Source organism: Vibrio nitrifigilis, from assembly GCF_015686695.1.
In the GTDB taxonomy this organism is placed as follows: Bacteria; Pseudomonadota; Gammaproteobacteria; order Enterobacterales; family Vibrionaceae; genus Vibrio; species Vibrio nitrifigilis.
Window position 1 is genome coordinate 1651849 of sequence record NZ_JADPMR010000001.1, and the last position, 26822, is coordinate 1678670.

Annotated in this window: 16 protein-coding genes; 8 read left to right on the plus strand and 8 right to left on the minus strand. The window is 42.6% G+C overall.

The window, feature by feature from the left end:
* Positions 1 to 61: 61 nt before the first annotated feature.
* Positions 62 to 973 (plus strand): LysR family transcriptional regulator, encoded by a 912-nt coding sequence (locus tag I1A42_RS07475; RefSeq protein WP_196123093.1) that lies wholly within the window; start codon positions 62 to 64, stop codon positions 971 to 973.
* Positions 974 to 1102: 129 nt separating this feature from the next.
* Here I1A42_RS07475 and I1A42_RS07480 read toward each other — a convergent pair whose 3' ends face one another.
* Positions 1103 to 2296 (minus strand): class I SAM-dependent methyltransferase, encoded by a 1194-nt coding sequence (locus I1A42_RS07480; protein WP_161155180.1) that lies wholly within the window; start codon positions 2294 to 2296, stop codon positions 1103 to 1105.
* A 418-nt stretch (positions 2297 to 2714) separates the two neighbouring features.
* On the opposite strand from I1A42_RS07480, the gene yccX reads away from it, so the two are divergent.
* On the plus strand, positions 2715 to 2984 hold the full coding sequence (yccX, locus tag I1A42_RS07485) for an acylphosphatase (RefSeq protein ID WP_161155178.1): 270 nt from the start codon (positions 2715 to 2717) through the stop codon (positions 2982 to 2984).
* Positions 2985 to 3153: 169 nt separating this feature from the next.
* On the opposite strand, the gene I1A42_RS07490 is transcribed toward yccX, so the two are convergent.
* The 6 genes from I1A42_RS07490 to I1A42_RS07515 form a co-directional block, all read right to left on the minus strand.
* Entirely contained in the window at positions 3154 to 3483 is a 330-nt protein-coding gene (locus I1A42_RS07490) for a TusE/DsrC/DsvC family sulfur relay protein (RefSeq protein WP_161155176.1), read from the minus strand.
* Positions 3484 to 3633: 150 nt separating this feature from the next.
* Positions 3634 to 4296 (minus strand): Bax inhibitor-1/YccA family protein, encoded by a 663-nt coding sequence (locus I1A42_RS07495; protein WP_161155174.1) that lies wholly within the window; start codon positions 4294 to 4296, stop codon positions 3634 to 3636.
* A gap of 559 nt (positions 4297 to 4855) precedes the next feature.
* Positions 4856 to 5611: an amino acid ABC transporter ATP-binding protein gene (locus I1A42_RS07500; RefSeq protein WP_161155172.1), complete on the minus strand. Its 756-nt coding sequence runs from the start codon at positions 5609 to 5611 to the stop codon at positions 4856 to 4858.
* 21 nt (positions 5612 to 5632) lie between these two features.
* Entirely contained in the window at positions 5633 to 6739 is a 1107-nt protein-coding gene (locus I1A42_RS07505) for an amino acid ABC transporter permease (protein WP_161155170.1), read from the minus strand.
* A gap of 1 nt (position 6740) precedes the next feature.
* Positions 6741 to 7946: an amino acid ABC transporter permease gene (locus tag I1A42_RS07510; protein ID WP_161155168.1), complete on the minus strand. Its 1206-nt coding sequence runs from the start codon at positions 7944 to 7946 to the stop codon at positions 6741 to 6743.
* A 137-nt stretch (positions 7947 to 8083) separates the two neighbouring features.
* Positions 8084 to 9115, minus strand: coding sequence for an amino acid ABC transporter substrate-binding protein (locus I1A42_RS07515; RefSeq protein WP_161155166.1), 1032 nt, complete (start codon positions 9113 to 9115; stop codon positions 8084 to 8086).
* A 459-nt stretch (positions 9116 to 9574) separates the two neighbouring features.
* Here I1A42_RS07515 and I1A42_RS07520 point away from each other — a divergent pair, with 459 nt between their 5' ends.
* Positions 9575 to 10513 (plus strand): precorrin-2 dehydrogenase/sirohydrochlorin ferrochelatase family protein, encoded by a 939-nt coding sequence (locus I1A42_RS07520; protein WP_161155164.1) that lies wholly within the window; start codon positions 9575 to 9577, stop codon positions 10511 to 10513.
* 68 nt (positions 10514 to 10581) lie between these two features.
* Here I1A42_RS07520 and yidA read toward each other — a convergent pair whose 3' ends face one another.
* Entirely contained in the window at positions 10582 to 11388 is an 807-nt protein-coding gene (yidA, locus tag I1A42_RS07525) for a sugar-phosphatase (RefSeq protein WP_161155162.1), read from the minus strand.
* A gap of 342 nt (positions 11389 to 11730) precedes the next feature.
* Between yidA and queE the strand changes: the two genes are divergently transcribed.
* From queE to I1A42_RS07550, 5 genes are all read left to right on the plus strand, one after another.
* Positions 11731 to 12381, plus strand: coding sequence for a 7-carboxy-7-deazaguanine synthase QueE (queE, locus tag I1A42_RS07530; RefSeq protein ID WP_196123793.1), 651 nt, complete (start codon positions 11731 to 11733; stop codon positions 12379 to 12381).
* A gap of 11 nt (positions 12382 to 12392) precedes the next feature.
* Positions 12393 to 13085, plus strand: coding sequence for a 7-cyano-7-deazaguanine synthase QueC (gene queC / locus I1A42_RS07535; RefSeq protein ID WP_196123094.1), 693 nt, complete (start codon positions 12393 to 12395; stop codon positions 13083 to 13085).
* A 131-nt stretch (positions 13086 to 13216) separates the two neighbouring features.
* Positions 13217 to 15145, plus strand: a complete 1929-nt coding sequence (locus tag I1A42_RS07540) for a GGDEF domain-containing protein (protein ID WP_196123095.1) — start codon at positions 13217 to 13219, stop codon at positions 15143 to 15145.
* Positions 15146 to 15295: 150 nt separating this feature from the next.
* Positions 15296 to 15946, plus strand: coding sequence for a glutaredoxin 2 (grxB, locus tag I1A42_RS07545; protein ID WP_161155156.1), 651 nt, complete (start codon positions 15296 to 15298; stop codon positions 15944 to 15946).
* Between the two features lie 1440 nt (positions 15947 to 17386).
* Positions 17387 to 26818 (plus strand): non-ribosomal peptide synthetase, encoded by a 9432-nt coding sequence (locus I1A42_RS07550; protein WP_196123096.1) that lies wholly within the window; start codon positions 17387 to 17389, stop codon positions 26816 to 26818.
* Positions 26819 to 26822: the final 4 nt, after the last annotated feature.

A 26822-nucleotide genomic window follows, 5' to 3' on the forward strand; every position in this document is an offset into this window, starting at 1 on the left:
TCACCGATGAAGGTTGATTAAATGGACATAATTGCAATTGACTCTTTCCATAAGGTAAAAAATGAACTGGACCAACGATGTGGCGGGATTACGGGTGTTTGCCAAAATTGTTTCACTTGGCAGTATGACCAGTGCCGCTGAAGAATTAGGGTTATCGCTTGCGGCAGTATCTAAACGTTTAGCTAATTTTGAACATCGGGTTGGCGTTCAGTTAATTAACCGCAGTACACGGCAATTATCTGTGAGTGAAGAAGGGCGCACGTTATATCAGTATGCACGTAAGATTCTTGAGGAGATGGTTCGCGCAGAAGAAGCGATGTTAGAGCAGAAAGATTTAATTTCCGGCTGCTTACGCATTACGGCGCCAAAAAGTTTTGGTCAGCGGCGTTTATTACCAATAATGACTGAGTTTTGTCATCGCTACCCACACATGAAGTTTGAGCTTTACTTTAGTGATGAAGTGAAAGACCTCATTGCCGATGGGCTTGATTTAGCCATTCGCTACGGAGTGTTACCAGATTCCCGTTTAGTGGCGCGACAAATTTTACCCAATAACCGAGTGCTATGTACTGCCCCTGACTATGCAGAACGCTACGGCTTACCGAGCTCGTTAGATGAATTAGGCGAACATCGTTGTATTGCCTTGGGTAACAGTGCAGAAACGTATTGGCAATTTGATACCGGTAAGGCTGCCATTCACGGTTGTTTTCTATGCAGTGATGGGGAAATTAGCCATCAATTGGCTCTACAAGGTTTAGGCATTGCGATGAAGTCTTATTGGGATGTTGCCGATGATTTAGCGACCGGCCGATTGATTCAGGTGCTACCTCAAACAGGTATCGCTGAGGCTCCCATCAGTGTGGTGTATCCCAAACATCGGGAACTCTCTCCTCGGGTACGAGTGTTAATTGATTACATATTGGAGCAGATGAGCCACCTACAGGTGGAGTCGGGAGCTCATCAACAAACTTAATTTCTACGCTCAATCACGTTAAAAGGGAATGACGATTCCTGCCGTGATTGAGCTTGATCTAGGCTCGTTGATGAAGCTCTGAATCCTGAGGCAACAGTGACGCTGAGTCTTTAACCTACGGTGCTAATATTAGAACACTTTACAGGCAAAGCCTTTTAAGTAGAAACCTTCAGGGTAGGCGGTATCGATAGGGTGATCGGCCGCTTGTTCAAAACGTTCGACAAATTTCACACTGCGGCCAGAATCCACGGCGGCATCGGCGATGACTTTTTGAAATAGCACTTGATCCATCAAACCAGAGCAAGAGTAAGTGAGCAATGTGCCACCTGGTTTAAGAATTTGCATCGCTAGCATGTTGATATCTTTGTAGCCACGACATGCGCCGTTCAGTTGCGCTTTCGACTCTGCAAATTTTGGTGGGTCCATGACAACAACATCAAACTTGGTACCTTGATCGCGATATTCACGTAGCAATTTAAATACATCGGCGTTAAGGAAAACTGCGCGTTTTTTCGAAATATCAAATTCATTGAGCTCGGCGTTGTATTTCGCTGTATCTAATGCATGTTGTGATACATCAGCATTAATGACTCGTTTTGCGCCACCCTTCAGTGCATATAAACCAAAACCACCGGTGTATGAGAAGCAGTTAAGTACCTCTTTACCTTCAACATATTTCATCGATTGTGCGCGACTGTCTCGTTGATCCAGATAGAAACCTGTTTTGTGGCCGCCAACGATATCAACGCTGATTTTTACGCCATTCTCTTCAATCACCACTGACGCTGGTGGCTCTTCACCATGAAGTACGCCGACCGTCTCTTCTAATCCCTCTTTTTTACGTACAGCGACATCAGAGCGCTCATAAATATTGGCATTCGGGAAACAGTGCAGTAGTGCTTCAACTAGCGCTGGCTTATTAAATTCAGCGCCCGCGCTAAGTAATTGACAGACTAGGTAATCTTGATATTTATCGATGGTAATGCCGGGTAAACCATCAGATTCTGCGGCAATGAGACGATAACCAGTAAGACCATCACGCTCTATGAGTTCATCGCGTAAACGCTGCGCTTGTTCAATACGGCGAATAAAGAAAGCAGTATCAATCGCTTCTTTATCAAAGCTCCATACTCGCGCGCGAATTTGAGATTTTGGAGAGTACGCTGCTTTTGCTAACCAACGACCATCGTGACTAAATACATCGACTGTCTCTCCCAACTGTGGTTCGCCGTCTACTTTGTGAATACCACGGGAAAAGATCCAAGGATGACGGCGAAGTAAGGATTTTTCACGGCCTTTAGCCAGATAAATTGCAGGAGTCATGACGATACTCAAAAATCGATAGTTAGAAAAGGGTCGCTATTGTCGTGTAACTATTGGTGAAAAGCAAATTTGCTTTGAGATAACAGATAGAAACCCAGCGAACGTTGATTTCTCACCAATAGAGAAAATCAATAAAAATCGCATAAACATGCAGTTGACTACCATTTTATAAAACACAGCTACCACCAACTGGGTAATTCTTTATGGTTAGCTTTTTATGCTAATTATTTTACATAGTGCAACATTTTAAGTTGGATTATACTGGGTTTGATGAACGTCACAGAATGAACGAGATGCGATCTAGGTGGCGTTCCGTGTTTTACGATTTTAGTAAAATACCCTTGTTACTAGTGTGGTGAAGGTGTGCCGCTAGTGTATTAACTAACACAATATGCAGACAACAAGGAAGAACGAGACGATGACTTGTGAAAAATTTAATGTATCTGGTGTCGTCCAGGCTGTAGGTTTTCGTTATATTACAGCGCAAGAGTGCATGAAATTAGGTTTAACTGGCTATGCCAAGAACCTATTTGATGGCAGTGTTGAAGTGGTTGCCCATGGGCATCCAGAACAACTCGATGAATTATATGCATTTCTTTTAAAAGGGCCACGAACCGCCGTGGTTGAAGATGTAATTCGAGAACAAGTGGGATGTGATCAAAATTATTGCGGATTTAGAATTCTTTAACCGCTTTGGTGTTCATCAATACTGCAGTATGAAAAAACCTATCGGAGTTTGGGCTCTGATAGGTTTTGTTTTCTTTACGATCCCCCAAGTAACCCTAGATTTTGTTTCAGAGACTAAAACTTCTCGTTATGTCTGTCTCTTAAGCTCATGTAGGGACAGCAGAATCTATTTATAAACATTTTGCCGGTTTGGGTAGCCCTGCTAATTTCGTTGCTTGTTTTGCTGGCCCTTTAGGGAATAGCTTAAAGAGGTATTTGCTGTTGCCTTTTTCTTTTCCGTGCTCTTTTTCTACAGCTTTGACTAACATCCTTACCGCGGGCGATGTATTGAACTCTTCGTAGAAATGACGAACAAATAGGATAATTTCCAGATGGGCATCCGTGACTTCAAGACCTTCGTGCTCCGCGAGCACATTGATCATGCCTTCTTCCCACAATGTAAAATCTAACAGATAGCCTTCAGCATCTGTTTCAATGTCTTGACCTTGGTATTTAATCATTAGTATTTATTATCTCATCTGCGTGATGGCGATAGGGTAGCGAAGCCGCTCTGTTCGCTCAAGTGGAAATTATGCGTAATAACGCGCCCCATAAAGAAAGGCCCGAGAATTTCTTCTCGGGCCCGACTCGCTTATCTAATTATGCGCGACTTAGTCGTCGTTCATGACACCCAAAATGCTCAATAGGCTGATGAACATATTGTAGATGGATACATACAGCGTAATGGTTGCTGAAATGTAGTTATTTTCACCGCCACGAATGATTTGCTGTGTTGTCAGCATGATCGCACCTGTTGAAAACAGGATAAACAGGCCGCTCATTGCAAGGTACAACATTGGTAGGTGTAGGAAGATATTCGCTACAGTACCGATAAGTAGCACAACAAAACCTGCCATCAACATACCATTAAGGAATGAAAGGTCGCGTTTTGTTGTAAGTGCGTAAGCTGATGAACCCAAGAACGCTAGTGCAGTACCACCAAGAGCGGTTAATACCACATCACCCATACCGGCACCGACGTACATATTTAGGATTGGACCTAATGTGTAGCCTAAGAAGCCAGTGAATAGGAATGTGAAGACAAGACCCATGCCGTTGTTACGGTTCTTTTCTGTTAAAAAGAGAAGACCATAGAAACCAACTAGCATGATGATTAGGCCTGGTCGAGGAAGGTTAAACGCCATAGAGACGCCTGCCACGATCGCAGACCAAAGTAGGGTCATCGACAGTAGTGCATAGGTATTACGTAGCACCTTGTTCGTTTGCAGCGCACTACTATAGGTGCTTGAACTTGTGTACATTGACTTGTTCATATTCTTCCTCGTCAAAGGTTTACTATTTACTTTATATAGACATTGATGGGGGTAAAAGTTCACTTTTTCAAGCCATCAAGTCTAATCTTGTACAATCTAGTATGGTTATGGCAGTGAAATGGTGGCCTTAGTTATTCGGCCTTAAACTATTCACCGTTAATTCCAACGCTAAATTTATATTAATCAAAAATGGGTAACAAACGTATTGCCAAGTTGTAACACAATATGTCTTTGATTTTGAGAAAAACTCGTTCAATTCGCGACTCAGTTAAAATAGAGACGATGTAAAACGAAATCAAGGTTTCTTGCCAGTGATTTGTTACCATTTAAGTCAATCATTATAGGCGTAAATGTTAATAAAACATAGTGTTATACAATGCAACCTCAAGATGTTGCTTCAGAGAGAATCTACTCGGGCTTAGACAAGGCGTTGATCTCAAGTGATTGGTAAGAGAAGAGCACACATTGGTGCAGTTGTTTAACAGGATTATGAATTCCAATAAATAAAGCCAAGAGGAGAACCTCTTGGCTTTTGGGATGTTTCTTTACTGATTGAGCATCAGTGGTGCAAAATTTGCGACAGGAAGTTCTGAGTACGATCGGATTGTGGGTTTTCGAAGAAATCCTTTGGATTGTTTTCTTCAATAATTTCACCCGCATCCATAAAGATAACTCGGTCAGCAACTTCTTTAGCAAAGCCCATTTCGTGCGTTACACACAACATGGTCATGCCTTCTTCTGCTAATTCAACCATAACATCTAGCACTTCACGAACCATTTCTGGATCGAGAGCCGACGTTGGTTCATCAAATAACATCACTTCTGGACTCATACAAAGAGAGCGAGCAATCGCAACACGCTGTTGCTGACCACCAGATAACTGACCCGGGAATTTATCCGCTTGGTCTGGAATCTTAACGCGTTTTAGGTATTTCATCGCAATGGCTTCTGCTTCTTCTTTCGGCATTTTCTTCACCCAAATTGGCGCCAGAGTACAGTTCTCTAGTACGGTTAGGTGAGGGAAGAGGTTAAAGTGTTGGAAACACATACCCACTTCACGACGAACTAGCTCAATATTTTTTAAATCTTCAGTCAGTTCGTTGCCTGCGACAATGATTTGTCCTGCTTGGTGTTCTTCCAAGCGGTTGATACAACGGATCATTGTTGATTTACCAGAACCTGATGGGCCACAGATAACGATTTTCTCGCCTTTTGTCACATTCAGGTTGATGTTTTTCAGTACGTGGAATTCACCGTACCACTTGTTCATGTCCTTCAACTGGATCATAAATTCATTTGTATTCTGTTGCGTCATAATACGTTCCTTGAATCAAAATTATCGTTTGTGGCCGGTATTGAGTCTGTCTTCTAACCAAATCGAGTATCTCGACATGATGAAACAGAAAATCCAGAACACTAACGCGACAAAAACATAACTCTCTGTTGCAAAACCTAACCAAGATGGGTCGGTGATTGCTGCCTGGCCAACACCCAGTACGTCGAACATACCGATGATCATAACCAAGCTAGTATCTTTGAATAAGCCTAGGAAGGTGTTTACGATAGATGGAATTGTAATTTTCAGTGCCTGAGGCAAGATAATCAGTCCCATTTTCTTCCAGTAACTTAAACCTAATGCGTCTGCAGCTTCATATTGGCCTTTAGGGATCGCTTGTAAGCCACCACGAACCACTTCTGCCATATAGGCGGCACTAAATAGAGCCACGCCGATAAGAGCACGCATTAGCTTGTTCATATCGTGTCCATGCGATAAGAACAGCGGAATCATTACCGATGCCATAAATAGTACCGTGATGAGTGGCACACCACGCCATACTTCAATGTAGATAGTACTGAAGGTACGGATAATTGGCATTTTTGAGCGTCGTCCAAGTGCAAGCACGATACCGATTGGCAGTGATACGACAATACCAACTAATGCAATCACCAATGTAATCAATAAGCCACCCCATTTATGAGTTTCTACCTCAGGCAATCCAGCAAAGCCACCGGAAAGCAGGGCACCCATAATGAAGGGATAGATGAAGACAAAGAATGCAAAGATCCATTTACGACCAGGTGTTTTCTCCCAAGCTAACAAACCGATTAAGATAGCTAGAGTGGTAAAGAATACCCGCGGACGCCAAAGCTGATCGGCAGGGTAAAAGCCATACATGAACTGTTCCCAGCGCACTTTGATAAATACCCAACATGCACCATCACGCGTACAGGCATCACGAGTCGTTCCAACCCAGTCAGCACGAATGAACGCCCAGTCAACAACAGCCCAAATGCCCTTAGCTGCTAAGTAAACCAAGATTAGAGTAACGATGGTGTTGATAGGACCGTTAAATAGGTTTTTCTTTAACCAACCGATCACGCCTGTTGTGTTTTCTGGTGGCGGAAGATCAGGTTGAAATTGATGTACTTTTTGTACTTTCATCTTATCTCTCCACCAAAGCAACTTTACGGTTGTACATGTTCATTAATAATGATGTGACCAAACTCAAGACTAAGTAAACTCCCATCGTCATCGATATGATTTCAATCGCTTGACCAGTTTGGTTCATGGTGGTCCCAGCAAAGACTGACACGAGATCTGGATAACCAATCGCGGTCGCAAGTGACGAGTTCTTGGTTAAGTTTAGATATTCAGATGTCAGTGGTGGGATAATAATACGCATTGCCTGAGGAATAATGACTAACTTCAGAGTACGTTTACGCGAAAGACCCAGTGACATTGCCGCTTCAGTTTGACCATAACTCACAGCGTTGATACCTGAACGTACAATTTCAGCAATAAACGCAGCAGTATAAATGGCAAGGGCGAACCATAGAGCAACTAATTCCGGAATGATGGTGAAGCCACCACGGAAGTTAAATCCTTTTAATACTGGGTAATCAGCAGAGATAGGCATGCCTGAGATAAAGTACACAACTAAAGGAAGCGCAATGATAAGGCCAGTTGCAATCGGCCACATTGATGTTTGTTGTCCGGTCAGTTTTTGACGGTTTTTAGCCCAAACATAGGTCACGATAGTTGCGACAACACCAAAAATAAAGGCAGCAAATACATAACCACTGCCTGCTTCAAATACAGGAGCAGGAATGTATAAACCACGTACGTTTAGGAAAATACTTTCTCCCAAATGTAAACTTTGGCGTGCTGAAGGCAATGCTTGAAGTACAGCGAAATACCAAAAAAGGATCTGCAACAGTAACGGAACGTTACGGAAGATTTCGATATACACCGCTGCCAATTTGCTTACTAACCAGTTGTTCGATAGACGCGCAACACCGATAGCAAAACCAAAAATGGTAGCGAAGATAATTCCCAACACAGAAACAAGCGCTGTGTTAAGCAGACCGACGATGAAGGTGCGGCCATAAGAAAAGGTTTCGTTATAGTCTATCAGGGATAGACCAATACCAAAGCCTGCTGGTTGATCTAAGAATCCAAAACCCGTCGCGATACCACGTTCATCGAGGTTGATAAGGGCATTATTTACGATGGTGTAGATAAAGTAGACCAGTGCAACCACAGTGATGAACTGAAAAACGACTGATCGAAAGGTTGGATTATAGAGTAGATTTGAGCTTTTTGCTGAGTTAGCCGTTGGCGAACTCGCAGCACTATTATTAGGTTTCATACAGCGATAACCTCATATCCATTTTTCGATATAAAGATGACGTTAACCATCCTTGGTATACCTTTGTTGATATAAAGTAGTGGCCTACAGTGTTTACTATAAGCCACCACTCATTAATGGTTAGGTGTCAATCTCGATTAACGGATTGGTGGAGCGTACATGAAGCCGCCCGCATTCCACAGTGCGTTTACGCCACGAGCGATTTGCAATGGAGAATCTTTACCCACTGTACGGTCAAACATTTCGCCGTAGTTACCCACTTGTTTGATGATTTGGTAACCCCAATCATCACGGATACCTAAGCCTGAACCTTTAGGGCCATCAACACCTAGGATACGTTTGATGTTTGGATCGTTCGATTTCAACATTTTGTCTACGTTTTTAGACGTAATGCCGTATTCTTCTGCGTTGATTTGTGCGAACAGTGTCCATTTAGCAACGTTAAACCATTTGTCATCGCCTTGGCGAACAACAGGGCCTAGAGGTTCTTTAGAGATGATTTCAGGTAGAACCATCGCTGAACTAGGATCTGCTAGGTTAAGACGTAGTGCGTAAAGACCTGATTGGTCAGTGGTTAGTGCGTCACAACGACCAGATTCGAAACCTTTAACAGTTTGAGCAGAGGTATCGAATACCACTGATTTGTAGCTCATACCATTTTTACGGAAGTAATCAGCTAGGTTGAGTTCAGTTGTTGTACCAGATTGAACACAGATAGATGCGCCGTCTAGCTCTTTAGCACTTTTTAGACCCAGTGATTTTTTCACCATGAAGCCTTGGCCGTCATAGTAGTTAACGCCAGCAAAGTTAAGACCTAGCGCTGTATCACGTTGTAGAGTCCATGTTGTGTTACGTGAAAGAATGTCGATTTCACCAGATTGGAGTGCTGTAAAACGTTCTTTAGCGGTGAGTGGAACAAATTTCACTTTATTTTTGTCGCCCAGAACTGCAGCAGCTACTGCACGACAATAGTCAACATCGATACCTTCCCATTGGCCTTTAGCGTTAGGGTTTGAGAAACCTGGGAGACCTGTACTTACACCACAAGAGACTTCACCTTTAGCAAGTACTTTATCCAGAGTGCTTTCTTCTGCAGCAGATGCATTGATAGAGACTAACGCAGTAGAAGCGGCTATAACAGACGCAAGAAGTGTTAGTTTATTTGCCATTTGTATCCTTCCTGTATGATCCATGTATGATCAGGTTTTCCTGATGCAAGGTTCACAAATTGTTGTGTTTTAATCTTTATTTGTTTGAATTTTCAGTGATATCCGTTACTGATAAATCAAGCATTTATGCGTAGAGATAAGGTTTATACTTTCACAAATATATAATTTAAAAAGCTTTTCGGTTATTCTCTCCTTATCGCCACAGTAGTTAGAATGGCGAAATGTCATTATATTGTAAATAGTGCAAGAGATACCCAATTTGGTGCAACAGAACGGATGCTGTTAACGGCTAGTATTCATAGCGAACAGTTATCTACTGAAACAATAAATCGGAATATTTAACTAGTTTAGTTCATAATTTCAGTTGTTAATTATTTTTGATTCCTTTTTTTTTGGGTTTTGTGCACCTTTATTGGTCGAATGAATAAATCAGTCATAGATCAAGGTGAGAAACGTTAAATGCGATATTTTCCTCTGTTCCTAGATTTGAACAATAAACCCGTCTTAGTTGTTGGTGGAGGCGAGGTGGCATGCCGTAAAATCGACGCCCTGCTTAGGGCGGGCGCTATAGTAACAATAGTGTCACCAAATATCGCAACCTACCTTGAGTCTCTAGTCAATGAAGGTAAGTGTCACTGGATAAAGAATTTTTATTCATCTCAGGTGATGAATCATGAATTTATCCAGGTTTGGGCGACGACGGATAATCCGGAGCTAAATCACGAAGTATATAAAGATGCCAAAGAACGTGGCATATTAGTCAATGTTGTTGATGATCAACCTTATTGTGATTTCATTACCCCATCTATGATTGGACGAGGACAAATACAAATCGCCATCTCCAGTGGTGGTGCTTCACCAGTATTGGTCCGTAACTTACGTGAACAGATAGAAGCGGTCTTACCCAATAATTTAGGTTTGTTGGCCCAATTTGGCGCATCAAAGCGTAATTCGATTAAAGAAGCTTTGCCAAGTGTGGATCTACGCCGCCAATTTTGGGAACGATACTTCGATTTACCCCAAGTCAAACAAGCGCAAACACGAGATACGCTTGAACAAGCATATAAAGCGTTACTTAAAGAGCCCATTGAACGTAAGAGTGAGGTGCATTGGATCGAGTTTAATCATGATATTGAACTTTTGTCACTTAAAGCATTGCGTGTCATGCAACAAGCAGAGTTAGTTCTATACCCGAAAACATGCCCATTTGAATGGGTTGATTTGTGTCGGCGTGACGCAGAAAGAGAATTATTTAACGATGGGGCGCAATTAGGCCAGCGTTTGGCTGAGCTTAAACAGCAACCTGTGCGCGTGTGTATTTTTGTGCCACCAGAGACACAGGCATTTTCAATGTTACAACATGGCGATACTGTGATTGGACTCGCTTCAACTAAATAACGTCAACATCGATCAAAAAGAGGCTCTATCACTCAGAGCCTCTTTATATTACTTGGGTACAAACCTGGTTATGACAGCGCGTATTTTTCTATCGCCACTGCAACGCCATCTTCATCATTAGATAATGTAATTGCGTTGGCTGCCTGTTTCGCTTCTTCCATTGCGTTAGCCATAGCAATGCCAAGGCCTGCGTAATGGAGCATGTGTAAATCATTACCAGCATCGCCCATACTGATCACTTCTTCAGCGGAGACATTAAGGTAATCGGCTACTGCTTTTAAACCAACACCTTTATTACTATTTGGATTTAAGAATTCAAGGAAGTATGGAGCGCTTTTTACCATGGTAAATTGTTGCTGTAACTCCGCAGGCATCTGTTCTATCGCTTTAGCAAGTAACTCTGGTTCATCGATGATCATGGATTTGATAATAGGGTGATCATCTTCCAGTTGTTCAAAATCCATCTCAGTGATGGTGATGCCATTAATCTCTGCTTCAACATCCGTATAGCGACTGTTTTTTGGGGTGATCAAACCATGGATTTGGCTAAACGCGTGAGTATGTACGCCTAATTCTTTGGCCATACGAGCAATTTGCTTGGCATCTTTACCGGTAATAATATCTTGATGAATAATTTCACCAGTCCCCACGTTTTCTACAATTGATCCATTGTAATAAAGAACGAAATCGCTATCTGAGGCAATGTTAAGTTCTGCAAGTTGGTTACGGATGCCTTCGATTGGACGGCCAGAGGCGAGTACAACACGGATGCCTTGTTGTTGGGCTTTTGCAATCGCTTCTTTCGTGCGAGGAGAAATTTGCTTTTGGCTATTTAGTAGGGTGCCATCCATATCTAAAGCGATAATTTTATACATATTAGACCTAATCACAGCGCGAAAATTGAATACCAAGGATAAATGGCTCGGTCGATGAACAGAAATGTGTAGGGAATGCTCAATACTTACATTAGGGTTTCCCCTTAGATCGAGCGATGTTCAACGATTCGAGATCACGTCAACATTTCTTTAAGTTGAATGATGCTCCTATCTTACCTTGATTCGAATTGAGATGAAATGCCGTCGCAGCGCCATATAGTTAAGAAAATGGTGATAAAAAGCATGTTTAATTTGACCTCTTGCGATCCATACATTAAGGTCAGCCCCCTGCATTTTTTGTAATTGAGTTAGGCAACAATCATCGTGTATAAAATTAACGAAATGTTTGAAACGATCCAAGGTGAGGGCGTGTTTACCGGCGTGCCTGCTGTCTTTGTTCGTTTGCAAGGTTGTCCAGTGGGTTGTGCTTGGTGTGATACCAAGCAAACGTGGGATGCCACACCATCGGATGAAACCTCATTTGACATTATTCTGTCAAAGACAGCGGATAACCCAACGTGGTGCTCAGCAAGTGCTGAACAAGTTATTGCGCGCTATCGCGAGCAAGGTTATACCGCCAAGCATATTGTTATCACAGGTGGTGAGCCATGTATTTTTGATTTAAGACCATTAACGGGTGCATTTGAAGCCATTGATTGTCGTTGTCAGATTGAAACAAGTGGTACTAGTGAAGTATTAGCATCAGATAATACATGGGTTACAGTGTCACCTAAAGTGGCGATGAAAGGAAAACTTCCAGTATTGGATAGCGCGCTATTAAGAGCGAATGAGATCAAACATCCGGTCGCTACCCAAAAAGATATAGATAACCTTGAAGAGCTTATTGTTAGAGCCAACGTGCCTGCGCAAACTGTGATTGCTTTGCAACCTATTAGCCAAAAAGCGCGTGCAACTCAGTTATGTATCGATACCTGTATTGCCCGTAATTGGCGTTTATCAGTGCAGACCCACAAATATCTTAGTATTGCGTAAGGAACTAAATCATGAAAAAAGCGGTTGTTGTATTCAGTGGTGGGCAAGACTCTACAACTTGCCTAGTGCAAGCGTTGAAAGAGTTTGACGAGGTTCATGCGATTACCTTTGACTATGGTCAGCGTCATAAGCAAGAGATCCAAGTTGCACAAGATACAGCTAAGAAATTAGGCGTTGCTGCGCATAAAGTTATGGATGTTGGCTTACTCAATGAGTTAGCAATCAGCTCTCTTACTCGTGATGACATTCCTGTTTCTAATGAACTGCAAGAAAATGGATTACCGAATTCATTTGTTCCTGGCCGCAATATTCTGTTTCTAACACTGGCCGGTATCTATGCTTATCAAATTGGTGCAGACACCGTAATCACTGGTGTATGCGAAACCGATTTTTCAGGGTACCCAGATTGCCGTGATGATTTTGTGAAAGCCATGAATAGTGCCTTGGTGCAGGGAATGGATCGCGCGTTAGAAATTCGTACCCCATTGATGTGGTTGAATAAAGCAGAAACTTGGGCGTTAGCCGATCAAAATGATGCTTTAGATTTAGTACGTGAACATACGTTGACGTGTTATAACGGCATTATTGGTGATGGTTGTGGTGAATGCCCATCATGTCTGCTGCGTAAAGCTGGGTTGAACGAGTATTTAGATAACCGTGAAACAGTAATGACTTCTCTGGTTGAGAAACAGTCTTCAAACTAACTCTCTTATTTCACTCATTTTAATTAAGGTCATCTTTTTGATGACCTTTTTTCTCATTGCTCTTCTAATTCGTCGTGCTTGAATAGTTTTGTCTACACTTACTTTGTTACTGGCAATTGAGATTCCAAGCTATGCATACCATGTCTCTAGTGTTTAATGAACAAGGACGACTAATCTCATCTACGCATTCGTTTGATGATCTGTCACTACGTAATATTGATGAATTAGTCATATCGTATAGGAATCAACAACAGATAAAGTTTCCATCTCTGAAAGAAATACTGCAGAAACAATTTCGAATTGATGTATATATCGAGTTTGAGGAGCAAGTCTATTCAGGTAATGTTACCTGTGTAGCCAAAGTCGATGGACAACAAGAGTTTATTGTTAGCTTAAAGCATGCCACAGATAATAGTAGCTCACCAAATGATAAGATGATCAACATTCTTGATAGTGCCCGTATTGCAACGTGGGAATGGAACATAACTTCCGACGAACTACATGTAAATGAACTGTGGGCCAATATCTTAGGTTATTCATTAGAATCGATTGCACCAGTTACTTATAAAACCTGGCAAGACCACCTGCATCCAGATTATCGTCATCTTTTAGCACAAAAATTAAATGCTCATTACGTCGGTAAAGAGGCGTATTTTAAACTTGAATCTCCCGTTTTAAATCATGAAGGGGAGTGGATTTGGGTCAAAGACATTGGGCGAGTGGTATCGAGGTTATCCAATGGAGAACCCGAATGGGTGTTTGGTGCTCGTATTGATATCAACCGATCCAAAATGGCTCAACTAGAGCTGGAAAAGTTACAGGAGCAACTCGATGAACTAATGGCATTGTCGCCATCAGTTATTTATAAAATGGCGAGTGATAGAGACGCAAAGGTTTTGTTTGTAAGTAGTGGTGTTGAGCGTCTTTTGGGTTACTCCGCTGAGGAATTAGTCGGCAAACCCCACTGGTGGTGCTCCCATATCGCTGAAGAAGATTTGGCAGAATACCAACGGTGTACGGAATTAACTAAAGAACGTTCTTATCATCCGATTATGGACTGTGAGTATCGATTTACCAAAGCAAATGGCGAGAGCGTGTGGCTTGTGGACCGTATCCGTTATGTAGATAGTGGTGATGAACCCGCTTATTTCGTGGGGTCGGTTATTGATCTATCAGAATTTATTACTCTTAATCAGCATCTTAAAAGTCTGTCACTGCTACCTCCTGGCGTTATCTATCAATTTGAAAAAAAAGCGGATGGACACATGTCATTTCCATATGTGAGTCAAGAATTTGAACATGTTTTTGGTGTGTCTCCGAAAGTTGCTGCTGAAGATGCATTGCGGGTGTTTGAGGTAATTCACCCTGATGATGTGAAAAATATTCTTAATGTGGTTGATCAGTCATTTTTAGATATGTCTGATGCCGAATGTGAATTTAGGATAACGCGTGATGACAAAACGCAATGGTATTACTTCCAGTCTTCTCCAATACAGCAGGGAGAGGGATCGGTTTTATGGTCGGGGCAAGTGATCAATATTACCGACCGTAAGAATATGGAGCTTCAATTAGAGAAGGAATCCACAACCGATCCTTTGACTGGTACATATAACCGTCGCTTCTTGCTCAATAGAGTAAAAGAACTTAAACAACAGCATAGTGAACATGATTGGGTGTTTTCGTTAATATCTATCGATTTTGATCATTTTAAAGCGGTCAATGACGATTACGGGCATGACGGTGGTGATGCCGTACTCAAACAAACGGTAAAATGCATTAATAAAAATCTGCGTGATAAAGATGTATTTGCGAGAATGGGAGGAGAAGAGTTTGTCATCTTTCTCCCAGATACAAGCCACCAAGCTGCTCTTATCATTGCTGAACGTATAAGGCAAAAAGTGGAACATAATGTTATTCAACACCGAAAAAAAAAGATTTCGATAACGATTACTCAGGGGGTGGCATCGTCAACACAATCGGACAGTATTCAAGAACTATTAAAGATCTCCGATAGAGCCCTTTATTTGGGGAAAAAGCGAGGGAGAAACTGTGTTGTTTAAAATGTTTCATTCAAGGATACTTTGAATTAATTATTTCGTCATGAAGTGATCTTGCTCACTAGGTAAGACAGATTCTCAATAGCTATGACTCTTGTTGCGTTTCATTTGTACGCGTAAACTGGTTTCATGCTCAACAAGATAGGAATGATCATGAAACTTTTCATTTTTCACCACTGTCCATTTTGTGTAAAAGCAACCATGGCGGCAGGATACAAAAAACTCGATGTAGAATGGGTCTTTTTGCAAAATCATGATGTAGATGCTCGCATCAGCAAAGTAGGGGCAAATATGGTTCCTATACTGCAAAAACCGGATGGTAGTTATATGGGAGAAAGTCTAGATATTGTTCAGTATCTCGATAACTTTGATGGCACATCGACTATTCAACCAGCACAACAAGCCGACCAAGTTTCTCAATGGCTAAAAGAGACGGGATTTCTTGCGTCAGTGTTGCTGTATCCACGCTGGTTTAAATTGAACTTGCCTGAATTTGAGACTGCAGAAGCTCGCGCTTGGTTTACCAAAAACAAGACCGCGATGATTGATATGAGTTTTGAAGATGCGTTAGCCCACAGTGAAGAATACATCCAACAGATTAACGCGAAGCTTGAACAATTAACTTGGTTAACCTTACCGTCTTCTCGTGGCGGTCAGCTTTCATATGATGATATCAATCTTTATCCTTTCTTGCGTAACTACACGGCAGTGAAAGGTGTGCTGTTCCCAGAAAAGGTTCGTCAATACATTGATGAAGTGACCGAGCTGACTCAAGTGCCTCTTTATGATGATGTAGCGGTGTAACAGACCAATAGCATCAATGCCCCATGTTTCAAAAGCCCTTTCTAGAGCTGTCTAGAAAGGGCTTTTTGTACGATTAAGTTATAATATATGAGCTCTATTGATTTGATGTCAGGTGTTAACTTGTGCGGTGCTACACATATTCTGTAAAAGTTATTTAGCGTTACGAAATAATTAGTGGTATTATGCATCATATTGCATTTTGTCAGGCAGGGTTAACGGGAAGCGTAGTGGTACTATGAAAACTAGAAGCGTGCTGGTGTTTTCCAACGTCATGTCTATACCCAAATGATCTCAAGATGCATGATTCGAAGCTTCATCAAGGAGCTTAAGTTACGTTCAATCACGGCAAGAATGTTCATTCTCTTTCGACGTATATAAATGTTGTTCCTGAGATAATGTGACTAATATTATTATTAATAGAAATTTAATATTAGTATTAATATAGCAGTACTGTCTATTCCTCTAGAAATTAAAAATAGTAGTAATATAAAATACCAGAAATTAATAGCCATATTTAACTATTAATAATACGGTGTTTTTATTTTACCTATTATTTGTCAAATCAAAATGGTTGGAATTAACTATTATAATATATTAAATAACTCTCTATTAGTGTACTTCGTTCGTTATATTAAAGAGTTTTTTATTAATTGCATTCTTAATATACAACATATCATTCTGAGTCCTTTTTAGGGACGCAATATGTCCAAAGTATTTTGTTCCATAAATTTCACAAATTTTCATATTAAACGCCGTATTTTTGTGCCTGTAAACTTTGGGTTCAAATCTGTCAGCATTATGGTGAATATTTTTAGTTAAGTATGTTGTTCGGATTAAAATGTTAATAATGAATGTTTGGTGGGATAAAATGCTGTACAGTGGTGTCGGTTATGTATCTTAGTCGGTTTTTTTGTTTTTGGTAATGATAATCAATATCATTAAAATGTTTTATATAAACATACCTTAATATAAATTTTATTTATTCATAAATGATAAATAAATGTTAAATTTTTTGTGGAATAGCCATTTTATTTCTAGATATATCTCTAATAGTTGTAAACATTGTCCTTATTTTGGCTTGTTTTTTATTTTTTTATGACATAGAGAAAAGTATTAAAACTGGGTGTTTTTACATTCATTCATTTATTTATTGAACTAAGATCACGTTTTATTAGTAATTGTTGAATAAGTGGTTATTTGTTTATATTTATATTCTTGTTATATTCAACTTGTTTTTATTATTGGTCATTTAATTAGGAATTATTAATACCAATGAATGATATTTCTTTTTTAAGTAGAACATTAACTACCTTTTAACAGGTGATTTAATGCTATTTATTAAAACTTGTTAAACATCGAAACCTCTTAAAAGAGGTGAGATATTTTTTGCCCGAAGAAAATAAATTTAAATCTAAATCTATAGAAACCAGTGGTGGATCTATGTTTGATAATGACAGTCCGCAAGAGACTAAAAGCAGTCCTTCGTTTCAATCCTTACCTTTGTCTAGTGCTCAGCAAGGGATTTGGTTTGCTCAACAAGTAAACCCAGATGCAGCAAGTCATGTATTTAAAATTGCTGAATATTTTGACATTAATGGTGTTGTTGATACCTCAGCACTTGAACAAGCTATTCGACAAACTGTTTCTGAAGCACAAGCTTACCAAGTGACAATCCATGAAGTAGAGGACGAGTGTTTCCAAACGTGTTCTTTACACCCGGATTGGCACTTGCCGATATTAGATATGAGTGGTGATGAATCGCCGTTCACTTCTGCTTTGGAATGGATGCAAAGAGATATCGATACTCCAATGGATTTGTCGTCTGGACCTCTTTTTTCCTTTGCAATCATTAAATTAGATTCATCTAGAACCTGCCTCTATCAATGCGTGCACCACATCATCAATGATGGGTTAGGAGGGCATTTATTTATTGATCGTGTGCTGTCTCTTTACAATGCCGCGATTGATAATACCCAAAGTGCCGGCCATGCTACTTTTGGTACTTTACAAGAAGTACAGCAAGCAGAGCTGCACTACCTGGAATCAGAACGATTTAGTAAAGATAAAGATTTTTGGGTTAATAAATATCAGCAACGTGCCAATTCAGTGAGTTTATCTGGTAAAACAGCTGCTTGCCTGAGCGTCTATCGTTATCAAAACTACCTTTCAACTAAACTTACCTCACAATTACGTGATTTAGCGTCGCGTTACCACGTCACATTACCTCAGCTATTAGTTTCATTACTTGGGGGGTATCTTTATCGCATGACTGGCCAGGAATCTATGTTAGTAGGATTCCCTGTTTCTGGTCGTCGCAATAAAGCATTACGCTCTACACCTACAATGGCCGTTAATGTTGTGCCTGTAGAACTTAATTTCTCACCTGAAACAACTCTGGAACAGAGTTTATCAGCTATCAAACGCGATCTTTTTGGCGCCCTAAAACACCAAGATTATCGTAGTGAGGCTCTTAAAGCGGAGTTGGGGTTATTTAACGAACAACACCCATTATTTTCTACGTTAATCAACATTGTTCCGTTTAAAGAGCAAATTGCATTTGGGCAAGCTCCTGCGACAGTCCATAACCTCTCTACTGGTCCGACAGATGATCTCTCTATCACTCTTTATGAACGTGGACTTGATGGCGGGTTAGAACTTTCGTTAGCTGCTAACACGGCACTCTACAGTGACGATGAAGTCGATGCGCACGGTAAACGCATGGTGCATTTTTTAGCGGCAGCTGTCGCCAATGCAAACGGAAATATTCATCAATTAGACATCGCACTTCCTAGCGAAAAACAATCGATTTTACAGCATTTTAACGACACAAAAACGCCATTTTCTGCGCAAAGTGGCCTACATGAACTGATTGAACAACAAGTTAATTTTCATCCTAATGCGCCAGCGCTAGATTTTAATGGCGCCGTTATGAGTTATGCTCAGCTCAATCAAAAAGCGAATCAGCTTGCACATTGGCTACAAGATCACGGCGTACAAGCAACAGACAGAGTCGCTATATCATTACCGCGTAATTGTGAGCTTATTGTTGCGGTATTGGCAACGTTAAAAGTGGGTGCAACCTATGTACCGATGGATCCTAACTACCCACTTGAACGCCGTTTGTACATGGTTAAAGATTGTCAGCCTAAGGTCATTCTGACTCTCAGCTCTTCAGATTTGTTCACGCAATCGTTTTCCTCTGCGACGTTAGTTGTCGATTTTGAAGAAGCCTTACAAGAATCACAGTCATTATCCAACGGCAATCTATCGATGGGTGAGTTTGACTCACAACAGTTGGCATATCTCATTTACACGTCTGGTTCTACTGGTCATCCCAAAGGCGTGATGTTATCGCATCGCAATGCGTGTAACTTGGTCGAATGGGCAATTAGTGAATACGGGCCAAAACTGTTTTCTCGTACACTATTTTCGACGTCGCTTAACTTCGATTTGTCAGTTTATGAAATTTTCTCAACCTTAAGCTGCGGTGGATGTCTTGTTATTGTTGAAAATGCGTTGAGTTTGCTTGAGAAGGAATACGATCTTACTCTGATCAATACTGTGCCGTCAGCCTTGAGTGCGTTAGTCGATGGTAAGGCGATTCCATCATCAGTACAGGTAGTTAATGTTGCTGGTGAGCCTCTTAAAAAAGAGCTCGCGCAACGCTTCTTTGAGCTAACCCCAATCCCGTCCCTATGCAATCTGTATGCACCTTCAGAAACGACCACGTATTCAACATTTGTCCGTATGTACCGAGGTCAGCCGTTTGCCCCACATATTGGTAAGCCGTTAAATAATACCCAAGTGTATATTTTGGATGCCCAACAAAAGCTGTTGCCTCCTGGGGTGATTGGCGAAATTTATATCGGTGGTGAAGGGGTTGCACAGGGCTATATTAATTTAGCTGCCATGACCGAAGAGCGCTTTGTTTCCGATCCCTTTGCCAATGATGGCAAGGCCAAAATGTATAAAACGGGGGATTTGGGGCGTTGGACAACTGATGGCAATATTGAATTTTTAGGGCGTAACGATTTCCAAGTAAAAATTCGCGGTTTCCGTATTGAACTGGGAGAGATTGAATCGACGTTGCTCAGTCATCCAGCCGTTGATAATGCCGTTGTCGTTGCCCAGGAAGATGTGAATGGTCAGCCTCAGTTGGTGGCTTATTACACATTAACTAAAGCGGTGAACGTCGAGCAATTGATTGAATTTGTTAGCCAGCCGTTAGCCGATTATATGGTGCCCGCCGCTATGGTTGCCTTGGACACCATGCCATTAACGCAAAACGGTAAGGTTGACAGAAAAGCATTACCCGCTCCAAATGCAAGTGCTTTTGTTAGTACTCAATATGTGGAGCCAAAAGGCGAGAATGAGCAACGATTAGCGTCAATTTGGCAGCAATTGATCGGAATTGAAAAAATCAGTCGTAACGACAATTTCTTCCAAATTGGTGGCCATTCACTACTGGCCGCACGTTTGATTTCTCGGTTACGCTCAGAGTTTGGCACTGAACTGTCTCTAGCGCAGATTTTTAATCATCCCACCTTGAAAGCAATGGCAAAGATCTTGGTTCAGTCTTCAGTAGTTTCCCAGCTACCCGATATTGTACCGACGCATGAAGGGGATACATATCCACTGACCTTTGCCCAAAAAGGTTTATGGTTACTTGAGCAGCTAGATGGCAGCTCCCTAGTGGCTTATGTGATGAAAAATAGCGTTGAGTTCCATGGCCCATTAGATTTTTCTGCATTGGAAGTGGCATTTCTAACCGTGATCGAACGTCATGCGCCACTACGCACCAAATTTATTAGTGTTGATGGTCAACCGTTACAACAAGTTATGCCGGCGCCGGACAGCTTCGTCATTCAACGTGATGGCGAATTTGTGGTCGAATTTGACTTAAACGAAGGCTATCTCATTCGCGCTCATATTGCAGAGCAAGATCCAAACACCCACACATTAACGATTGCGATGCACCATATCATTTCAGATGGTTGGTCAACCCGGATCATTCTTAATGAGTTAATTGCTGCATACAACAGTGAACTGTCTGGAGCGCCGTTGGATTTAGATTCGTTACCTATTCAGTACGGAGATTACGCTCGTTGGCAACAGACTCATTATCAAGGTGAATGGTATGAAAATCAAAAATCTTACTGGTTTGAACAGCTAGAAGGTATTCCTGAATGTGTCTCTTTGCCGTTAGATTTTGTCCGCCCTGAGCAGCAAAATTATGCAGGACTCACGTTCCCAATCACAATTGATCATGAACTAACGCAGAACATTAAAGCATTAGCACAGCGTCATCACAGCACATTGTACATGACGTTACTCGCCAGTTTCTCGTTGTTAATCGGGCGATTATCCAATCAAACGGATGTGGTGATTGGAACACCGATTGCCGGGCGTAACCGTACTGAGTTAGAAGATTTGGTAGGGATGTTTGTTAATACGCAGGCATTACGTGTGAACTTAGACCAAGTGACTGATGTTTCATCGTTAATCCACCAAGTGAAAGCGACGGTTCTTAAAGCACAAACCAACCAAGATGTGTCATTTGAGCAAATCGTAGAAGCGGTGGCGCCCAATCGTAATATGGCACATAACCCTATCTACCAAGTGATTTTTGCACTCCATAATACGCCAAACCAACTGGCTCAAATGCAAGATGTTGATGTCCAAGTAGTGATGGGAGACTCGGATACTGCTCAGTTTGACTTAAGTGTTGGTCTTTATGAAGTGGATGGTCAGCTTAGTGGCTATGTAAACTTTGCTACTGCGCTATTTAAACAAGAAACGGTTGAGCGTTTCATGGCATGTTGGCATACGTTACTTAGCCATATGGTGCAGCAAGATACTCTTCAACCGCTAGCGTTGCCTATGCTGCCAGAACAAGAGCAGCAACGTGTTGTTGAGGACTTTAACCGCGGTAAGCAGGACTTTTTTTCGCATGTAACGATCACACAGCGCTTTGAAGAACAAGCTGAACGTTTCGCCGATCGTATTGCGGTAAGTTATGAAAACAACCACCTTACCTATGCTCAGCTAAACGCACGAGCCAACCAGTTGGCGCATTGGCTAATGGCTAATGGGGTTAAACCAGATAGTCGAGTTGCTATTGCACTTGAACGCAGTGAAAAGCTATTAATTGCGATTTTGGCAACGCTGAAAGCTGGCGGCGCTTATGTGCCACTTGATCCTAATTACCCACAAGAACGCTTGCAATACTCACTGCAAGATAGCGAGCCAGAAGTGGTTATTACCACGAGTGCACTGGTTGATAAACTCGGTAATTTGCCGGTCAATACACAATTAGCCTTGTTAGATAAGCCAGAGTGGCTTGATCTTACCATCGACAACATTGCCGCTGAGTGCAGTGGTCTCACCGCCCAACATATGGCGTATATTATCTACACTTCAGGTTCGACAGGTAAGCCGAAAGGAGTGATGGTTGAGCATCATAATGTGATGCGTCTGATGGCCGCCACACAGGGTGATTTTCAATTTAATGAGCGCGATGTCTGGACCTTATTCCACTCCTATGCATTTGACTTTTCAGTATGGGAGATTTGGGGAGCGTTGCTGTTCGGTGGTCGTTTAGTCGTGGTGCCACACTTAGTATCAAGAGCCCCTGACGACTTCTATCAGCTATTGTGTAACGAACAGGTTACCGTATTAAACCAAACACCAAGTGCATTTCGCCAACTGATTGCTGCTCAATCAGAACAGCCACATGATTTACGCTATGTGATCTTCGGTGGTGAAGCTCTTGAGTTATCCGCGTTATCACCTTGGTACCAAAAATCCCTTAATCGTCATACCCAGTTGATTAATATGTATGGCATTACGGAAACCACCGTACATACCACATATTATCCACTGACGGCTGCAGATGTGTATCGCACGGGTGCCAGCCCCATTGGACGTGGTCTAAACGATCTGCGGTTATATATTCTCGATGAATTCCGTCAGCCGGTACCTGTTGGTGTCACGGGTGAACTGTATGTCAGTGGAGCAGGTGTTGCACGCGGTTATCTTAACCGTGCAGAACTCACCGCTGAGCGATTTATGCTGGACCCATTTGTTGCCGATGGTCAAACCCGAATGTACAAATCCGGAGACCTAGGGCGTTGGTTAGATGATGGCAGTATTGAGTATTTGGGTCGTAACGATGACCAGGTGAAAATTCGAGGCTTCCGCATTGAATTGGGCGAGATCGAAGCTTGTGTCCGTAGCTTTGACCAAGTACAAGATGCCGCCGTTATCGCTGCCCCCAATGCAAGTGGTGACTATCATATCGTTGCTTACTATGTGAGTGAACCAGCTCAATCGGCGTTCGATCTTGAAGCATTACGGGCTCACGTGGCTGATTTAGTGCCAAATTATATGGTGCCATCGGCTTGGATGCAGCTTGATGTGATGCCATTAACCGGAAACGGTAAACTGGATCGCAGAGCGTTGCCAGAGGTGACAACGCAAGATGTGGTCCGCCACGCTTACCAAGCACCACAAACCGACAATGAAATGTTGTTAGCTTCCCTGTGGAGTGAATTGCTGGGCGTTGAACAAATTGGACGTCAAGATAATTTCTTTGAACTGGGCGGCCACTCATTGCTTGCGGTTCAATTGATGGCCATGCTGCGAGAGCATCATTGTGATATCGCAGTTAAACATCTCTTTAATCAACCAGACCTCGCTTCGTTAGCGGCAACCATGGATCCAAGTGAAGACAGTCACGTTGTGATTGAAGAAAATCGCATTCCGCAAGGGTGTGACTCCATCACTCCAGAGATGTTGCCTTTAGCTAACTTATCCCAAGAGAGTATCGATGGCATCTGTGCTCAAGTGTCGGGTGGGGCGAGTAATGTTCAAGACATCTATCCATTGGCGCCTTTACAAGAAGGGATTCTGTTCCACCATCTCGTTCAAGAACAAGGTGATGCTTACCTGACGCGTTTCATTACTGGATTTAGCACAGAGTCACAACTTGATGCGTTTTTAAGTGGCTTACAAGCGGTGATTAATCGTCATGACATCTTACGCACAGCAGTCGCATGGCAAGGATTAAACCAGCCAATGCAAGTGGTGTGGCGTGAAGCGAAGATGCCAATTCAAACGTTATCGTTTGATCAACAGAGCCAAGCAACAGGGGAGAGCGTGGCAGAATGTTTTCAACGGCACTTCGATCCTGCCACAACGCGTATTGAATTATCGGCCGCGCCATTGATTCACGCCTACCGTGTCTACGACCAACAGGAGCAGCGGTGGTTATTGTGTCTGTTAATTCACCATTTGATCAATGACCACACAACGCTAGAACTCTTGGTCGAAGAGGTCTTTGCCCATATTGATGGTCGTACTGATCAGTTGTTAGAACCAGTGCCATTCCGTCAATTTATCGGCCAAATAGAGCGACGTCGTGATGCTGACCGCGAGCGTGAATACTTTACGGCACAACTTGCTGATATCGATGAGCCTTGTGCGCCATTCGGACTGTTAAATGTGCAAAATTCTGCACAAGACATTGAGCAATCAACTACTTACATTGATAGCGCCAGTGCTGTGCAGTTACGCCAGTTAGCTAAACAACACAATGTCAGTACGGCCAGTATGTTCCACCTCGCTTGGTCGATGGTATTACGTGCGGCAACAGGGCGTCATGATGTGGTGTTTGGTACCGTGTTATTTGGTCGTATGGGCGCGGGAATTAATTCTGATCGTACTTTAGGTATGTTCCTCAATACCGTTCCATTACGTTTGACACTGGCAGACCAATCAGCCAGTCAATTGGTGGCAATGACTCACCAAGCACTCGCTGAATTATTAGACTATGAGCATGCCTCATTGATCATGACTCAGCAGTGCAGTGGTGTAGCTGCGCAAACGCCATTATTTACTAGCTTGCTGAATTATCGTTATCAAGGTGGGAGTGATGCGCAAGCTAAAATTCTCGACCGCATTGATCTCGTGTTCAGTGCTGAGCAAACCAACTATCCAATATCGCTGGATATTAACGATCATGCCAGTGGCGAGTTCTCGTTTGATTTGCACGTAGATCGCACTATTGGTTGTGAACGTGTTGCTATCATGCTGAATAATGCTATTGAACAGTTGGTGGATGCACTAGCAAACTCATCAGAAAATAGCTTCAATCCATCCATTCTAGCCGTAGCAGAGCGCACTCAAGTGCTGGAAGGCTTTAACCAAACTGAGCGTGATTACCCAACCGATACTTGCATTCATCACCGTATCGAACAAACCGCAGCACACTATGCCAATGACATTGCCGTGGTCGATGAAGACAAACAACTCACTTTTGCCGAGTTTAACGCGCAAGCGAACCAACTGGCACACTGGCTGGTGCAACAAGGGGTGACACCGGATAGTCGCGTGGGCGTTTCCCTTGACCGTAGCTGTGAATTAGTGGTTGCTCTGGTGGCGATTCTTAAAGCGGGCGGTGCGTATGTGCCAATGGACCCGGGTTATCCAGAAGACCGCTTGGAATATATGGTGCAAGACAGCCGCCCAGTGGTGCTGTTAACAACGTCTGAGTTGCGTCCTCGATTAGGACAAGTACCAAGTGATGTGCAAATCGCTTATTTTGAAAGGGCACTCCCTTGGGCCAATGAAGCTGCAACCAATCTCGACTCAGCCAGCTTAGGCTTAAGCGCTCGCAGCTTGGCGTACTTGATTTACACCTCGGGCTCAACGGGTAAACCGAAAGGTGTCATGAATGAACATTGTGGCGTGGTCAACCGTTTAAGCTGGATGGCTGAAGATTATGGCTTTAGCCGTGACGATGTGATTTTGCAGAAAACCCCATTCAGTTTCGATGTCTCCGTATGGGAATTCTTCTGCCCACTGTGGGTGGGCGCGACCCTTGTGATGGCCAAGCCTGAAGGGCATAAAGACCCACAATATCTGCGTGAGCTTATCGAGCGTCGCCAAGTGTCGATATTGCACTTTGTGCCACCGATGCTGCAGATGTTCCTAGAAGGCTGTGAGGCTGATGATTGCCCAAGTCTGCGTTTGATGTTCTGTAGTGGTGAAGCGTTACCAGCAGAAACCATTCGTCGCACGTACCAGATGTTGCCTCATATAGAACTGCATAACCTATATGGCCCAACGGAAGCAGCGGTGGATGTGACCCAATGGCACTGCCCACGTAATTTAGCTGGTGACCGAGTCTCTATTGGTTCATCGGTAGCGAACACACGGATGTACGTGTTAGATGCGCAAGGTCAACCCGCGCCGGTGGGCGTAGCGGGTGAAATCTTTATCGGTGGTATTCAGGTGGCGCGCGGTTACTTAAACCGGGATGACCTGACGGCAGAGCGTTTTGTGCGTGACCCGTTTGTTGCTGAAGGCGCCATGTACAAAACGGGCGACGTGGGTCGCTGGTTGCCAGACGGAACTATTGAATACCAAGGCCGTAATGATGACCAAGTGAAAATCCGCGGCTTCCGTGTAGAGCTGGGCGAAATATCGTCGGCCTTGAAAGGTTGCCAAGCGGTACTCGAAGCGGTGGTTATCGCGAAAGGAAGTAGCGCCAATAAGCGTTTGATTGGCTACTTTACCTCGGAAAGCGACTTATCGATTGAAGCGTTAAAAGCAGAAATGGGTGAGCGTTTACCAGAATACATGGTGCCAGCGGCGTTAGTTCAAATTGCAGAAATTCCATTGACGCCAAACGGAAAAATGGATCGTAAAGCGTTGCCAGAGCCAAGTGACGATGCTTTTGTGCGTCGCGACTATGTCGCACCACAAGGTGAGGTAGAGAACGAGTTGGCAACCATTTGGCAAACCTTGTTAGACACTGCGCAAGTGGGTCGTTTTGACAACTTCTTTAGTTGGGCGGACACTCACTGTTAGCCAT